General features: G+C 69.4%; 13 protein-coding genes and 2 pseudogenes. 12 read left to right on the top strand and 3 right to left on the bottom strand.

The window, feature by feature from the left end; genetic code table 11:
- Positions 1-6: 6 nt before the first annotated feature.
- The 6 genes from ABFX45_RS38920 to ABFX45_RS38945 all read left to right on the top strand — a co-directional run bounded on the left by ABFX45_RS38920 (position 7) and on the right by ABFX45_RS38945 (position 5,946).
- On the top strand, positions 7-1,038 hold the full coding sequence (locus ABFX45_RS38920; RefSeq protein ID WP_346135754.1) for a tetratricopeptide repeat protein: 1,032 nt from the start codon (positions 7-9) through the stop codon (positions 1,036-1,038).
- Entirely contained in the window at positions 989-2,326 is a 1,338-nt protein-coding gene (locus tag ABFX45_RS38925; RefSeq protein WP_346135756.1) for a nickel/cobalt transporter, read from the top strand. The genes ABFX45_RS38920 and ABFX45_RS38925 overlap by 50 nt, the downstream gene beginning before the upstream one ends.
- 15 nt (positions 2,327-2,341) lie before the next feature.
- Complete coding sequence (locus ABFX45_RS38930; RefSeq protein ID WP_109641407.1) at positions 2,342-2,647, top strand: hypothetical protein; 306 nt, start codon at positions 2,342-2,344, stop codon at positions 2,645-2,647.
- A gap of 76 nt (positions 2,648-2,723) precedes the next feature.
- A complete protein-coding gene (locus ABFX45_RS38935) occupies positions 2,724-3,077 on the top strand; it encodes a GntR family transcriptional regulator (RefSeq protein ID WP_109641406.1) in 354 nt (117 codons plus the stop codon).
- Between the two features lie 90 nt (positions 3,078-3,167).
- Entirely contained in the window at positions 3,168-4,421 is a 1,254-nt protein-coding gene (locus ABFX45_RS38940) for a M48 family metalloprotease (RefSeq protein ID WP_346135759.1), read from the top strand.
- 475 nt (positions 4,422-4,896) lie between these two features.
- Positions 4,897-5,946, top strand: a complete 1,050-nt coding sequence (locus ABFX45_RS38945) for a hypothetical protein (protein ID WP_346135761.1) — start codon at positions 4,897-4,899, stop codon at positions 5,944-5,946.
- 386 nt (positions 5,947-6,332) lie between these two features.
- Here ABFX45_RS38945 and ABFX45_RS38950 read toward each other — a convergent pair whose 3' ends face one another.
- Positions 6,333-6,611 (bottom strand): hypothetical protein, encoded by a 279-nt coding sequence (locus ABFX45_RS38950; RefSeq protein ID WP_346135763.1) that lies wholly within the window; start codon positions 6,609-6,611, stop codon positions 6,333-6,335.
- Positions 6,611-6,730 (bottom strand): annotated as a pseudogene (locus ABFX45_RS46660) (nSTAND1 domain-containing NTPase); the annotation flags it as partial. The gene ABFX45_RS38950 and the pseudogene ABFX45_RS46660, both read right to left, overlap by 1 nt.
- Before the next feature lie 246 nt (positions 6,731-6,976).
- Between ABFX45_RS46660 and ABFX45_RS38955 the strand changes: the two are divergent.
- From ABFX45_RS38955 to rho, 6 genes and pseudogenes are all read left to right on the top strand, one after another.
- Positions 6,977-8,143 carry an acyl-CoA dehydrogenase family protein gene (locus ABFX45_RS38955; RefSeq protein WP_109641404.1) on the top strand — a complete coding sequence of 389 codons (1,167 nt, stop codon included), beginning with the start codon at positions 6,977-6,979 and terminating at the stop codon, positions 8,141-8,143.
- Positions 8,140-10,191, top strand: a complete 2,052-nt coding sequence (locus tag ABFX45_RS38960; protein ID WP_346135765.1) for an acetate--CoA ligase family protein — start codon at positions 8,140-8,142, stop codon at positions 10,189-10,191. Before ABFX45_RS38955 ends, ABFX45_RS38960 begins: the two co-directional genes overlap by 4 nt.
- The gene (locus tag ABFX45_RS38965) at positions 10,188-10,652 is read left to right on the top strand and encodes a thiamine pyrophosphate-binding protein (RefSeq protein ID WP_346135766.1); all 465 of its coding nucleotides are present in this window, start codon (positions 10,188-10,190) and stop codon (positions 10,650-10,652) included. The genes ABFX45_RS38960 and ABFX45_RS38965 overlap by 4 nt, the downstream gene beginning before the upstream one ends.
- Positions 10,649-11,794: a thiamine pyrophosphate-dependent enzyme gene (locus tag ABFX45_RS38970; protein ID WP_346135768.1), complete on the top strand. Its 1,146-nt coding sequence runs from the start codon at positions 10,649-10,651 to the stop codon at positions 11,792-11,794. Before ABFX45_RS38965 ends, ABFX45_RS38970 begins: the two co-directional genes overlap by 4 nt.
- A gap of 575 nt (positions 11,795-12,369) precedes the next feature.
- Positions 12,370-12,933: a DUF4360 domain-containing protein gene (locus tag ABFX45_RS38975; RefSeq protein ID WP_346135770.1), complete on the top strand. Its 564-nt coding sequence runs from the start codon at positions 12,370-12,372 to the stop codon at positions 12,931-12,933.
- 269 nt (positions 12,934-13,202) lie between these two features.
- Positions 13,203-14,219, top strand: a pseudogene (gene rho / locus ABFX45_RS38980) (transcription termination factor Rho); the annotation flags it as partial.
- Here the strand turns inward: rho and ABFX45_RS38985 are convergent.
- The gene (locus ABFX45_RS38985; RefSeq protein ID WP_346135772.1) at positions 14,200-15,696 is read right to left on the bottom strand and encodes an APC family permease; all 1,497 of its coding nucleotides are present in this window, start codon (positions 15,694-15,696) and stop codon (positions 14,200-14,202) included. The pseudogene rho and the gene ABFX45_RS38985 overlap by 20 nt on opposite strands.
- Positions 15,697-15,730: the final 34 nt, after the last annotated feature.

Here is a 15,730-nt window from a genome sequence, read left to right on the forward strand (position 1 = left end):
CCTGACATGTGGAAAACCATTCCGCTGCTGGCAGCCGCGCTCGCCGTTGCCGCCTGCGCCTCCCCGCAGGCGGCAACACCCGCCGCCACGCAGACCTCTTCCCTGCAGCGCAACGCCGAGTCGTTGCAGGCCAAGCTCCGCAGAACCCCCGATGACCCCGCCGCCTGGGCACAGCTCGGTGCCACGCACGTCGAGCTCGCCCGCGTCACCTTCGATCCGCAGCATTACCCGCGTGCCGAGCGTGCGCTGACAGAGTCGTTGCGCCTCAAGCCTGAGGGCAACGGTGAGGCGTACATCGGCCGCGGTGCGCTCGCCAACGCTCGTCACGACTTCGCCGGTGCCCGTGACTGGGGTCAGCGCGCGGTCGCGGCACTTCCGCACTCCGCGCAGGCTCAGGGAGTAGTGGTCGACGCGCTGACGCAGCTCGGCGACGACGCTGGTGCTTCCGTTGCGCTGCAACGCATGCTGGACCTGCAGCCGGGTGTCGCGTCGTTCACCCGCGCTGCCTACCACTTCGAGCTGCACGGCCGTCTGGACGAGGCGCGCGGGGCTCTGGAGCGGGCGCTGGAGTCCGCTTCCTCGCCCGAGGAGGCCGCGTTCTGCCGCTTCCAGCTGGATGAGCTGAAGGGGCGGACCGATGAGGAGGAACTGAAGACTTATCGCGAGCTCGTGTCGAGGGTGCCGTCGCCGGAGCACCTCGTCAGGTACGGCAGGGCACTGGACAAGGCGGGCAAGCCGCAGGAAGCGCGGGCGCAGTACGACCTCGCGCTGCGGCAGTCACGTGCTCTGGGCGGAGACGACCTCACCGCCGCCCTGATCGCCGCCGACCACGGTGACCCCGCGGAGGCGTTGCGGTTCGCCGAGAAGGAATGGGCGAAGAGGCAGAGCGTGTTCACCGCGGACGCGATGGCGTGGGCTCTGCACGTCAACGAGCGTTCCGCGGAGGCGTTGCCGTACTCGGACAAGGCCGTCGCGCTGGGCTGGCGGGATGCGGAGGTTCTCCGGCACCGCGAGGCGATTCTGGGGAGTCTGCGATGAAGTCCTGCTGCTCACGTTGTTCGGACTGCTGCTGATGGGCGGAGTCGCTCAAGCACACCCGTTGAGCAACCTCAGCGTGAACCACTACGACGGGCTGCGCGTGTTCCCCGACCGGATCGAGCTGCGGTCCGTTGTGGACAGTGCGGAGATCCCGACCCTGCAGGACCGCGAGTTCGTCGACGCGCGCAAGCGGTGCGCGGAACGGGCGAAGTCGCTGGACGCCATGGCGGACGAGCGGGAGCTCCAGTTCGAGGTGCGCGACGCGGAGGTCGTGCGCCCTCCCGGTGAGGCAGGCCTGCCGACCATGCGTTTGACCTGCGAGTACACGGTCTCACTGCAGGTGCGCGGCGAGGTCGAGGTGACGTTCAGCGACTCCTACCTCGGCGAGAAGCCGGGGTGGCGCGAGATCACCGTCGTCGGTGTCGACGTCGCGGTGTCGGGCGCGCCGGCGGAGTCGATCACCAACGAGCTGCGCAGCTATCCGGAAGACCTGCTGTCCTCTCCTCTGGACGTGCGGGCGGTGCGGTTCGTCGCACAACCAGGTGAGGGAAGCGCTGTCACCCCGCCTGGAGCGTTGGGAGAGGCCACGAAGGCGGCCGTCGGCCTGGTGGGTGATCTCACCCCGGTGGTCGGGATCGGTGCGGTCCTGCTGTCTCTGGTGCTGGGCGCGTCACATGCGGCGCTGCCCGGCCACGGCAAGACCGTGATGGCCGCCTACCTGGCGGGTTCGAGGGGAACCCGCCGCGACGCACTCCTCGTCGGCGCCACGGTCACCATCACCCACACGGCGGGGGTCTTGGTGCTGGGGCTGCTGCTCAGCGTGTCCAGCGTGATCGCCGGCGAGTCGGTTCTGCGCTGGCTCGGCGTGGTGAGCGGTCTGCTGGTCGCGGTGATCGGAGGGGTGCTGCTCCGCTCGGCGGTGCGGAACCGGGGTCGTATGCGGCACGACCGCGGACATGGCCACGGACACGGTCATGGGCACCGCCGGGCGGGGCTCGTCGGAATGGGAGTCGCGGGCGGCCTGGTGCCGTCGCCGTCCGCGCTGGTCGTCCTGCTCGGGGCGATCGCACTGGGCCGGACGTGGTTCGGCGTGGTCCTGGTGCTGGCGTACGGCCTCGGCATGGCGGCGACGCTGACCGCCGCGGGGCTGCTGCTGGTCTCGCTGCGGGACCGCCTTGGCCCGCGCCTGGCCCGCTTCCGCAAGTTCGCGGACATCACGCCGCTGGGCACCGCGGCGCTGGTGATGCTCGTCGGAGTCGGTCTGGCCACGCGTGCGCTGGCCGGTTAGCTGGAAGAAGGAGTCATGAAGAAGCTCATCGTGTTGGCGGTGCTCGCGCTGGCCGCGTGCTCGGCGGAACCCGCGGCCACCGCCCAGTTCGACGACGAGGGTCAGTCCGACGTCTCCTGCATGAAGCACCAGGAGCAGACACCGGGGGAGGAGTACTTCGACGAAGGCAACTGGGACACCGTCGTCTCGTTGTCGATCCTGCGCTACTACACCTCGAACGGCTCAAAGCCCTACTGTGACGGCAAAGAAGCCACCGCGGCAGACCAGGGATGGCGCAAGCTCTACGTGCAGATGGGCGCGGACCAGACCAATATCCGCTGAATCGACCGCAACCTCCGCCCCACTCCTCCGTTGGTCAATACAGAGGTAGTTACATGTCGGGGAGGGATGGGGCGCAGTGAAGATCGACCACCACGGGGACACACCGCCGTACGAGCAGGTGCGGGTGCACTACGCGCACGCGATTTCGAACCGCGAACTGCCGGTGGGCGCCAAGCTGCCCACCGTGCGCGCGCTGGCGAAAGACCTGGGTCTGGCGGTCAACACGGTGGCCCGCGCCTACCGCGAGCTCGAGGAAGCCGGCCTCGTCGAGACGCGGGGCCGCGCGGGCACCGTGGTGAGCGCGAACGGCGACAACAACCGCGAGCGCGTCCGTGCGGCGGCGGCGCAGTACGCGTCGATGTCCGCGGACCTGGGCCTCTCGTCGCAGGAAGCCCTGGAGATCGTCCGCGCGGCGTTGCGAGGGTTCTGATCCATCCGGGTGTTCTGGCCCCGAACGAGCTCGTCGGGGTCGCGCGGACCGCACACTGACTCGCAGGGTGACTGATCGCGGGGGGCGAGTGTGACGGTGGAGCCGGTCCCGCCACGCGTGGACGAACGGGTGATCGGCGCAGGCACCACGGTCCGCTTCGTGCTGCTGATGGTGCTGTTGTTCGTGGCCAGCGGCTCGATGATGCGCGATGTCGTCAGCGGTATCTCGGGTGCGAACGGCGTGGGGTGCCAGCTGGCGGCCGGTGCCGACCCCGACGCGAGCACCCTCCGGGTTCAGCTGGTGCTGCTCCAGCAGACATCGGCGTTCGACGAGTGCATGGCCCGTCATCAACCGGGGCCGCCGTGGTGGGTGGTGCTGGGCTGGCCGGTCGTCGTGCTGCTCGGCGCCGCCGTCCTGTTCCGGGCGATACCCCGATGGCGCAGGCGGGCGCGCTGGGCGTCACCACTCGACAGCACTCACGACGCGCACCGGCTGGTCGCCGAGGCGGCGGCGACCGCGGGAGTGGCCAGGCCGCCGCGAGTGGTGGTCGATCCGACCGCGAGCGTGGTCGTCTACGGCAGCAACAGGCGGCCCACCCTGCGGCTGAGCGCCGACCTGCTGCACAGCGCCACCACCGATCCCGAGCAATTCCGTGGCGTGGTGCTCCACGAACTGGCGCACATCCGCAACGGTGACGTCACGCTGTACTACGTCACCACCGCGCTGTGGCGCATGTTCCTCGCCGCGGTCCTGACGCCGTACGCGGTGTGGGCGGTCGTGTCGCTGGTCCAGCCGTCCTGGTGGTCGGGTGACGAGCCGAGCCAGGTGCGCCGGGTTCTCCTGCTCGTGCTGCTCGTGCTGCTGGTCTACCTGGCGCGAGCGGACGTGCTGCGCAGCCGGGAGGTGTGCGCTGATCTCGCCGCGGTCCGGTGGGGCGCGTCCCCGCACATCTGGGCCGCCGCGGCACCAGCGCGGCGGTGGTCGGCGTTCGCCGAGTTGTGGCGCACCCATCCGCGGCTGGATCTGCGCCGGGCGGCGGTGGCGGGTACCGGGGAGCTGTTCGGGTTGCGGGCACTGCCGATGTTCCTCACCGGTGTGGCCGCGACCCTGGTGAACGCGCAGGTGCGCGAGCCCGTGCAGGCTTATCTGGTCAGGGACGGCCTGCTCCGCGAGTGGATGAGTCAGGCGCTGACGCTGGTCCCGTCCGGCCTCGTCGTCGGCGTGGTCGGGATCGCGCTGTGGAGGGCCGTGGTGCACGGGGTGCGGACGTCACGGCCCGTGCCGCCGGCGTGGCGTGCCGGCCTGTGGCTCGGGTTCGGGCTCGCCGCGGGGAGCTGTTCCTGAACCGGGTGGCGGTTCTGGAATGGCTGCCGCCGCACCCCGAGTTCCTGCTGCTCGTCGTGCTCGCGGGCACGGCGATCGCCTGGTGGATCGGCCAATGCGCGCACCTCTGGGCCACCGCGGGACGTACGACCCTGCCGGTGATGGCCGCCGTACTGGGCGCGGCCTGGCTGGCGTTGTCGTCGTGGTTCATCTGGTGGCAGAGCGACGGCACGTTGTACACGCTCGGCACGATGGTCGACACCGGCCAGGTCCGGGAGGTGCTCGCGCACGGCCTGGGCGGGCCGGCCGCGGACCACGCGCTGGTGCTGTCCGCCTTCGCCTCCTTCTTTCCCCTGATGCACGGCATGTCGATCCCGGCGCTGTCCGTCGCGTCGATGATCGCGCTGTGGATCGTGCCCCTGCCGGCCTGGATCGTGCGCCCGGCGGACGGCACGCCGCGCTGGCTGCGGCGGCTCTCGACGACTCGGGTGCGGTCGTGGTCAGCGCGCCACCCTTGCCGCCGCTGCGCCGGGCGCTGCTGCCCGGCCTGGCCGGCGGTGTCGTGGCGGGTGCCTCGGTGGTGGGGTTGCAGGCCTACCTGCACACGTGGCGCCCGCTGCCTCCGGGATCGGGCGCGCTGTTCGCGCTGACGTACCAGACCGGCACGTTCGCGGTGGTCGTCGCCGCGACGGTGATGGCCGCGTTCGTCGCAGCCGGGTGGGCCGGGCGCTACCCGTTGCCGGTCGCCCTGGTCGCCGCGCAGACGGCGGCGATGCTGGGTTTCGCGCTGGCGTTGACGGCGATGTCCGCCGACGGCTGTGTGGAGTCGTTGCGGGTGATGGAGTCGACCTGCGGTCCGCACTTCACCATGTCCGGTCTGGCGCTGCTGACCTTGCTCGCTCCGGTGTTCGTGGTCGCCGCGATCGCGGCCTTCGCCGCCGCGGCTGTCGTGGCGATCGTCCGGCGCGCACCCGCGGTTCCCGCGCGGGCGCCGGGCAGGCCGGCGGTACGCCGTCGGGTCGTCGCGGTTCTCTGCGTGGCGGGGGTCGCGGTCTCCGCCTCCGGGCTGGCGTTGTGGGACCAGTCGAGAGGCGAGGCGTCCGACGACAAGGTGGCGCAAATGTTCGCAGCTCCCGTGGTCGCGCAGCTCCCGGCCCGCACGCGCGCCGCCCAGCAGGCCGCGTGGAAGCGGTTCGGTGGATTCGACCTGAATCAGCGCCTCCTCGACACCATGACGCGCCACTCGGAAACGTTGCAGACTCTCGGGTCCGCCACCGGGCCGGTCGACTTCTCGCCGCTGAGGACCAGCTGCGCGGAGTTCGGGCAGATCGCACGGGACGCGCAACGGTACTTCCGCATCCCGGACGAGGTGGCGCAGCAGCACTGGAGTCGTTTCACGGCACTGGCGAACCGGGGCAGCGCCAACTGCCTGGCCGCGTTGGAGACGGGGCCGGATCGGCTGTTGCTGCGGTCGCTGGAGGAGCTCACGAACGCCGCGTCGGAGGCGAACTCGGCGTTGGACCGGTTGTCGCGGATCTCGGCCTAGGCTCAGCCACAAGGTGGCCGGTAGTCCTTGCCGGGCAGACAACGCTGCCACTGCTGCTCGGTGATCGGATCGCCGGGTGCGTCGCAGAGGCCGGCGACGATCCGCTCCTGGTCGGTGTCCCGCAGGTCGACTCCGGCGGAGGCGCGGACGATCGCGAGCGTGCTCCCGTCCTGGCTGAAGTCGAGGTCGTAGAAGGACGACGAGTCGCCGCCCGGCAGGTAGAACTGCTGGACGGGGTGTCGGGGTCGGAGACGTCCCAGATCTCCGGGCGGGTGACGAAGTCCGACCCGCGTCGCTCCACGGCGGTCAACGCGATGCGCTTGCCGTCCGGGCTGAACGCCATCTTGCCGTTCGCGTTCCGGCCACCCACGGCGGCTTTCACCGGATCACCCCGCGGGCTTGCGGTCCCGCACCCGCCACAGGCGCAGCGTCTGCGTGCTGTCGAACGCTGCGAAGAGCGATCCGTCTGGGCTGTAGGCGAAATCGGTGGTGAGCCCGGCCGGCAGCGGTTTGCGCCACAGCTCGGCAGGGCTCGCGGGATCGGTGAGGTCGATGCTGTTCGCGTGCGGGCAGGTCGAGCGTGAACAGCTCTTCCAGCCGGTCGACGACCAGCGAGCTCGGCCGTGTCCCGGCTCCAGGGCGTGCGTGGGGTCGTGACGAGCCATCGCCGTTCCTCGGTGGCCAGCAACCCGGCGTGCAGCAGGGACGTCTTCCCCGACCCGGACGGGCCGACGAGGACCAGCAGCCCCGGTCCCGCGGCCGCCGCTCTGAGCTCGCCGGCCATCCGCTCGCGCCCGTGGAACACCGCGGCATCCTCAACCCCGAACGGGTGAAGTCCTGGGTAGCGGCTCACGCGGCTCCCCGACGCGGACCGGCACTGATCAAGAATGACCACGGGGCGGCTCGATACGTCAACCGCCGCGTTTCCCCGCCAGTCACCCGTTCGCGCACCTCCTGATGCGTCTTGACACAGCTAGGCTGCCCGATGGATCGTGAATAACTGATTCGTCAGTCAATTTAGGAGTGCGAGATGGGGCGGACCGTCAGGGACGGCCTGCGGCTCACGGCCGAACAGGAGCAGTTCGTCTCACTGGCCGCGGAGTTCGCCGCTGAGGAGATCCGCCCGCGCGCGCGTGCCGTCGACGAGGCGGATACCGAGTCGCCGCTCGACGTGTGGGAGAAGGCCTCCCGGCTCGGGCTGACCTCGTTCATGATTCCCGAGAAGTTCGGTGGCGGCGGCGTCACCGACCTGCTCACCCAGGTGCTCGTCCAGCAGGAGCTCTGCCACGGCGACATCGGCATCGGCAACCTGATCACGTCCAACGGCTTCTTCAGCGCGCCCGTCGAGCACCTCGGCACGCCTGAGCAGCAGGAGCGCTTCCTCGGTCCGCTCACGACCGAGCGGCCGCCGCTCACCGCCGTCGCGGTCACCGAACCCGGCAGCGGGTCGGACGCGGCGAGCATCCAGACGTCGGCTCGGCGTGACGGCGACTCCTATGTCCTCAACGGACAGAAGACCTGGATCTCCAACGCTCCTTACGCCTCGCAGTTCGTGATCTTCGCGACCGTGGATCCCACTCGGCGCTCCCGCGGGGTCACCGCGTTCGTGGTGCCGCGTGACGCCGCGGGCCTCACGGTCGGGCCGCCGTTCCAGAAGATGGGGCAGCGCGCGATCGTCAACGCGGAGGTGTTCCTCGACGACGTGCGCGTGCCTGTCGAGAACCGGCTCGGCGACGAAGGTCAGGGCTTCGCGGGTCTGATGCGCACGTTCGACGCCTCGCGCATCCTCATCGGCGCCGCCACGACGGGCCTTGCGCGGGCTGCACTGGACTTCGCGGCCGACTACGCGCGGCAACGGGTGCAGTTCGGTGTGCCGATCATCCAGCACCAGGCGGTGGCGTTCCGGCTCGCGGACATGGCCACGCGCGTCGACACGTCGCACCTGCTGACCGTGCGCGCGGCGACGCTGTACGACGCGGGGCACGCCGTGGCGCAGGAGTCGGCCATGGCCAAGCTCGTCGGCTCGGAGAACGCCATGTGGTGCACACACGCCGCCGTGCAGACGTTGGGCGGCTACGGCTATTCACGCGAGTATCCCGTGGAGCGCTGGATGCGTGACGCCAAGCTGGAGGAGATCGAGGAAGGCACCTCGGACATCCAGCGCCTCATCATCTCCCGCGGTCTCGGTGCGAGATGATCTTCTCCGATCCCGCGTCCGTCGCGGTGGTGGGTGCCAGCGACGACCCCGCGAAGTGGGGCCACTGGCTCGCGCGCGGTGCCCTGGTCGGCCGTGACCGTCGCGCCGTGCACCTGGTGAACCGCGGCGGCGGCTCCGTGCTGTCGGAACCGACCGTGCGGTCTCTCTCGGAGTTGTCCGAAGCGCCGGAACTGGTGGTGCTGGCCGTACCTGCCGCGCACGTGCCCGCGGTCGTCGACGAGGCGCTCGCGGTGGGCGTGCGCGGGTTCGTCGGCATCCCGTCGGGCATCGACGACGGGGTGATCAACCGGATTCGTTCGGCGGGCGCGCGACTGCTCGGCCCGAACTGCCTGGGCGTGTTCGACGCGGCGACGTCGTTGCACCTCGCCTGGGGGCGGTTCCAGCCCGGTTCGCTCGGCGTGGTGTCGCAGAGCGGGCAGGTGGGTCTGGAGATCGCCGGGCTGGCGGCGTCGGGGATCGGGGTGTCGCGGTTCGTCTCGGTCGGCAACCAGGCGGACGTGACGGCGACGGAAGCGTTGCTGGACTTGGTGTCCCACGACATGACCAAGGTCGTCGGGGTCTATCTGGAGAGCTTCGGGCCGGGGATCGTTTTGGCGATGTCGGAGCTGTGTGCGGCGGGGAAACCTGTTGTGCTGCTGACGGTGGGGTCGTCGACGGCGGCTCGCGAAGCCGCTCGTTCGCACACCGGAGCGCTGACGTCCACTTCGGACGTTGTGGACGCGGCCTGTCGTCGTGCCGGGGCGGTGCGGGTGGCGACGCCTGCCGCGCTGGTCGATCTGGCGACTGTCGTGTCGTCCGGTGTGCCGCGCGGACGTCGGATCGGCATCATCTCGGACTCCGGTGGGCAGGGGGCGATCGCGGCGGACCTCGCTTCGGCGGCCGGGTTGTCGGTGCCTGCTCTGTCCTCTGTGGACGGACTTCCGGCGGGCGCGTCCTCGCGGAACCCGATCGACCTCGCCGGCGCGGGGGAGCGGGACCTGTGGAACTACGCCCGCGCGGTCGAGGTGCTCGTGCGTTCCGGCGAGGTCGACACCGTCGTGTTGTCCGGTTACTTCGGCAGTTACGGCGCGGACACGCCGTCGCTGGAAGCCGCCGAGGTTGCGGTGGCGTCTCGGGTCGGGTTCCTGGCAAGGGAAACCGGTGTGCCTGTGGCGGTGCACAGCATGTGCGCGGACTCCGCGGCGGTACGCGCGTTGCGTGCGGACGGGGTGCCGGTGCAGCACACGATCGAGCGAGTTGTGGCTGCGGTGGGTGACGCGGCTCGTCTAGGGGCGCTTGATCAACGGTCCGTTGGTGCTGTGAGCGGCCCGGGACTGTCGGTGCCGGCTGGGAGAATTGAATCAGGGGACCCCTTCAGGGGGGACCTCTGCGCGAGCCTGCCGTACCAGCCCGGCTACCTCGCCGCCCGCGAGCTCCTCAGCTTCGTGAGGTTCCCCAAGGCCCACGCCGTGACGAGCGTGACCGAGGTCGAGGCCACCACTCTGGAAGGCCCGTACGCGCTCAAAGCCGACTGGCTGCCCCACAAGAGCGAGCACGGCGGCGTCCGGATCAACCTGACCGACCCGGCCACCGCCTTCGACGAGATGGAAGCCAGTCTGGGCCCCGGCACCTATGTGCTCGAAGAGATGGACACGCGCGAGAACACCGTGGAACTGATCATCGGCGCCAAGCGGGACCACTCCTTCGGCCCAGTCGCGCTCGTCGGCGCGGGCGGCACTCACGCAGAGTTGTTCAAGGACACCGCGATCGAGCTCGCCCCGGTGACTCCGGCCACCGCGCGGGACATGCTGGCCCGCCTCGCCTCTGCCCCGCTCCTGTCCGGCTGGCGCGGCGCGGAACCGGTCGACCTGGCAGCGTTGGCCGAGCTCATAGCCCAGGTCTCCGCAACGCTCGCGGCCAGACCGGACCTGGCGGAGATCGAGCTGAACCCCGTGCGCGTGGGCCCGGACGGCGTACTGGCCGTGGACGCGCTGATCATCCCTTCGGGGGACACGTTGAACGATACGAGCGGACAGCGCGTGGCATGAGCATGACCGTTCCTCGCGTCAGCGGGGGTGACGCGCTGGTGCGCGCACTCGTCGCGCACGGCACCGAGCTGGTGTTCGGCATCCCCGGCACCCACAACCTCGGCATCTACCGCCACCTCGCCGAGCACGACGTCAACCACGTCACGCCCCGCCACGAGCAGGGCGCGGGATTCGCCGCCGACGGCTACGCCCGCGTCACCGGCAAACCGGGCGTCTGCCTCACCACGAGCGGCCCGGCCGTGCTCAACGCGCTGACCGCCGTGACCCAGTCGTACTCCGACTCGATCCCAGTCCTCCTGATCTCCCCGGGCATGCCCCTGCGCCACCCCGGCCGGGCAACGGCACCCTCCACGAGGTCCGCAACCAGAGCGCCGCCCTGGAAGCCGCCATCGGCTACTCCAACCGCGTCCACAGCGTCGCCGAGATCCCGCTGGCCGTGGCGCAAGCGTTCGCCCACATGACTTCCGGCCGCCCCCGCCCGGCCCACCTCGAAATCCCGCTGGACCTGATCGACGCCGTCGACAAGGTCAACGAGGTCGCCCCGGTCCTCGTCGCCCACCCACCGGCCGACGCCGTCACCATCGCCGCGGCAGCCGGCCGCCTCAACACGGCCACGCGCCCCGGCCTGATCATCGGCGGCGGCGCCAGGGGAGCCGCCGAGGAGATCACCGCGCTGGCCGAGCGCCTGGGCGCCCCGGTGGTCGCCACCGCCAACGGCAAGGGCACCTTCTCCGAACACCACCAGCTCTCCATAGGCGCGGGCCTGCACCACAAAGCCGTGGCCGAGTTCGTCGCCGAATGCGACGTGGTCCTCGCCATCGGCACCGAGCTCGCCTCCACCGACCTCTGGAACGGCCCGCTGAAGTTCCCCGGCGACCTGATCCGCATCGACGTCGACCCGGCCCAGATGATCACCAACGCCCTCCCGGACTACTGCCTGGTGGGCGACGCCCAGGCCACCGTCACCGCCCTGAACCAACGCCTCGGCAAGGCTCACGCGAGTCAAGAAGCCGCAAAACGCGCCCAACGCTGGCAAAAGCTCTTCCGCAAACACGCCAGGACTCAGGGCGCTGCCTGGCTTCCCCTGGTCGAGGCCATGAAGGAAGTCCTCGCGCCAGGCGCCGTCATCGCCGGCGACAGCGCAATGGCCTGCTACTACGGCACTTTGTCCAACCTCCCGCTCGAAGGCCCGGCAAGCTTCCTGTATCCCACCGGTTTCGGCACGCTCGGCTATGGGTTGCCGGCGGCCATCGGCGCCAAGATGGGCGCCCCGGACCGTCAAGTCGTTGCCCTGCACGGCGATGGTGGCGTGATGTTCACGCTCCCCGAGCTGGCCACCGCGGCCCAGGAACGCCTGCCCCTGCCCGTGATCATCTGCGACAACGGCGGCTACGGCGAGATCCGCCGGGAGATGGTCGACCGCAGCGAACCCGTGCACGGCGTGAACCTTCCCGGCGTCGACTTCGCCATGGTCGCCAAGGGCCTCAACTGCCACGGGCTAACGGTGGACGACGAGGACAGGTTCGCCATGGCCCTGCGCAAGGCCTTCACCGCCGATCGGCCGACGGTGCTCCACGTGGTGGGCGAACTGGCGGGCGCATGAGTCCTTGATTTGGCACAAAATGGGCCGCTGTGACGTGAGCCATCCCCCGATGGCGGAGGATGACCTGAAGATCACCATCCAAGCCCGCGGCAGCGTGGAGTCCCACGAGTCACCCGGAACGGATGGACGTCGGTCAGAGCGCTGCCCACCGAGATCAAGGACCTGCTGTGGGCCCAGGAACAGGCCGCGGGTCTCCTGCCGTACCAGCTTCCCGGCGCTCGCAGGCCGTCGCTGGGCACCGTCTACGTGCGCCAGGACGTGGGCAACGATCTCGACGAGGCACCGGCGGACCAACCGGCCACGCCGAAGCTCGACGAACACGGACAGGCGCTCTGGTCCGGATGAGAGCCGTCGGCTGCCTCCTTTCGTTGCGACGTGACCAACGAAGCCGTGCCGCGGTGGTGGCGCGCGAGATCGCCACCGATCCGGAAGTACCGCGGCACGTGAGGGTGGTGGTGGCGGGTTGTCTCGCCGAGTGGAGTGACGAGTGCCGTGCAGCCGCGCGGGAACTGCTCGTCCGTTTGCGTGATTGTGCGGCTCGATAGGTTGTCCCACAGCGATGTGAGGAGGCCTCGATGTTCGCCGTGGTGGCACTGCTGGCTGCTTCGATCGTCCCACCTCCCGGCCCGGTCACCGTCGAGGTGGTGAGCGTCGGCGGCTCGGGCTGTCCGAAGGGTTCGACGACCGTCGCCATGTCGCAGGACAACGAGGCGTTCACGGTGACCTACAGCGACTTCCTGGTGCAGGGCAACGGTAAAGAGGCCAAGAAGAGCTGCACGATCGCGCTCAAGCTGAACCACGCTCCGGGGTACACGTACGGCATCGCGGCCACGGATTACCGCGGGTTCGCTCATCTGACGGACGGGGCACGCGGCGTTGTCCGCAACAGCTACCACTTTCCGGGGTTTCCCACGCGGAACCGGATGCACACGTATCAGAGTCCGATGAGTGACAACTGGCAGGTCACCGACAGGCCCGACGGGGTGGCGCACGGGCCGTGCAAGGATCGCAAGCCGTTGACGATCGAGGCCGAGCTCAAGGTCACCGGCAAGGGGAACACCAGCTTCATGACCATGGACTCGACCGATTCGGCCGTGAGCACCACGTTCCGGCTGTCGTGGAAGAAGTGCGCGGAATAACAAGCGCGCCTCTGGCGTTGTCTGCTACAGTTCGCTTGTAACCGGCGGTGCGCGGTCAGCGCACGTAAGTTCCGACCAGCTGCTGGACGTTCTTCAATCCGCAGCGACGCCCCCCAGTTTCTCACGCTGGCGGCCCTACATCAGATGCCTCCGCAAGAGCATCTGCGGCGCTTCCCTCCGGCACGAGCACGGGCACGAGCCCGTCGTGTGTGGAGCCGATGAGGCGCATCTCAAACAACCCTCCTGAAAGGACAGACCCGATGCACATCGGTGTACTCGACATACGTAACAACAAGGCATTCCTCGTTGACGGGCCGCAGGTTCCGCAGCACCTCGTGCGGCAGCACGACCTGCGTCGCGGCGACCAGATCAGCGGGCAGGCGGAGAACGACAAGCTCGTCACCGTCGACACCGTCAACGGGCAGAAGCCGCACCCCAGGCCCAGGTTCGAGGACCTGACGCCGCTCTACCCCAACGAGCGGCTGAGGCTCGAACACGACCCCGAAGAGCTGACCAGCCGCGTGATCGACCTGGTCATGCCGGTCGGCAAGGGGCAGCGGGCGCTCGTCGTGGCGCCTCCCAAGGCCGGCAAGACGATGGTGCTGCAGCACCTCGCGCAGGCGATCGCCAAGAACAACCCGGAGGTCCACCTGATCGTCACGCTCGTCGGCGAACGGCCGGAGGAGGTCACGGACATGCGGACCACCATCCCCGGCGAGATGTTCACCTCGACGTTCGACGAGCACCCCAAGGAGCACATCGCCGTGGCCGAGCTCGCGGTGGAGAGGGCCAAGCGGCTCGTCGAGGACGGGCAGGACGTCGTGATCCTGCTGGATTCCCTCACGCGCCTCGGCCGTGCCTACAACCTCGCCGCGCCCAACGGTGGCCGCATCCTCAGCGGTGGCGTGGACGCGACAGCCCTCACGCCGCCGAAGAAGTTCCTCGGTGCCGCCAGGAACATCGAGGAAGGTGGCTCGCTCACGATCTTCGCCACCGCGCTCGTCGAGACGGGCTCCACGGCGGACACGGTGATCTTCGAAGAGCTCAAGAGCACGGGCAACGCCGAGCTCAAGCTCGACCGCAGGGCCGCGCAGAAGCGGGTCTACCCGGCGGTCGACCTGCACCAGTCCAGCACGCGCAAGGCGGAGCTTCTGGTTGGGGCACAAGAACTCGCCATCACCGACGCGGTGCGCAGGGCCATGGCGGAGCGCGACATCGACGTGCTTCTCGAAGGACTGCGCAAGACCCGGAGCAACGCCGAGTTCCTCATCCAGATGTCGAAATGAAGTCGTGCCGCGGTTCCCGGTCCAGCGCACGGGTGGGCCCACCCAGCGCGTAGAACAGGAAACCGATGCCGATCACGATCAGCAGCGGCAGCACCTGCGACAGCGTGTAAGCGGTTCGCTCGCCGGCGAACGCGGAAGGCAGCTCCAGCGGCCAGATCAGCACGACCACGGTGAAAGCGACCAGTCCGGTCGTCAGAACCGTTGTCAGCAAGGCGAAAGGCGCGCGGAACGGGCGTGGAGCGTCTGGCAGGCGGCGGCGCAGCACCAGCATCGACGGGAACGTGAGCAGGTAGCTGATGAACGTCGTCGAGATCACCAGGGCGAGCCCGGCCGTGAAGTACTTCTCGGAGTTGCCGCCGGTGAGGTTCAACGCCGTCACCAGGACGACGGAAGCCAGCAGTCCGGAAAGGACGTTCACGCGGATCGGCGTGCCGTGACGCGAGGACAACCGGCCCAGGTACGCGGGTCCGGCGCCGTCGGCACAGGCGACCGCCTGCGCTCGGTGCGCCCCGATCGCCCAGGAGACACCGGAAGTCAGCACGCCGATGATCAGACCGGCCGCGCAGACAGTTCCGAGAACCGCGCCCGCGCCGGTCAGCGTCACGGTCCCATCAGGTGCCACGGAGCCGCCGTACACGGTCAGGACCTGCTTGGCGGCGTCGATGAACCCGCCCAGGCCCTGGATCTGCGACGCGGGAACCACCAGCAGAATCCCGAGAATCGGCCCGCCGTACAACAAGAAGGCCGCGCAGCCGGCGCGCAGGATCGCGAACGGCACGGTGCGCTGCGGGTCGGTCATCTCCTCGGTCGCGGTCGACGGCAGCTCGAAGCCGACGTAGTTGAAGATCAGCACCGGCACCAGCGCCACAAACCCGGCCCACGTGGGCACGAAGTCCCCGCCGGCCAAAGGTTGTACGCCGTTCTTCACCGCGTAGACGACCACGGACACCGTGAAGAAGCCCAGCAGCACGATCCGCGCGAACGCACCCGCGATGGGCACCCACTTGCCGATCCGCAACGACGCCGCGACGGCGAGAACGCCGACCCAGATGAACGCCAGACCCGCGATGTGCTTGCCAACCATGCCCAGCGGCAGGAAGAAGGTCTCGAACGTGGTCACGGCGATGATCGCCAGCGTGCCGCCCATCCACAGCGGGTTGGACAGCCAGTACAGGACCTGGTTCACGCCGGCGGCGAGGCGCCCGAACGCGAGCTTGGTCCACACGTACGGGCCGCCCTCGATCGGGAACGCCGTGCCCAGCTCCGTGGTCAGGAACCCGTACGGCAGGAAGAACACCACCGCCAGGATCGCCATCCAGACGAGGCCCTGGGGACCGTTGGCGGCGACGCTGCCGATCGTGTCGAGGCCGACGAGGGTGCAGAGCAGGTAGAACGTCACGTCCACCCGGCGGAGCGACTTGCGCAGGTGGGTTCGTTCACCCAGCCAGTTGCCGCTGAGAGGCTGTACCTCGCTCACGGGACCCTCCAGATGGTTAACTGATCCGTCAGTC

The organism is Lentzea roselyniae (genome assembly GCF_039537795.1).
In the GTDB taxonomy this organism is placed as follows: Bacteria; Actinomycetota; Actinomycetes; order Mycobacteriales; family Pseudonocardiaceae; genus Lentzea; species Lentzea atacamensis.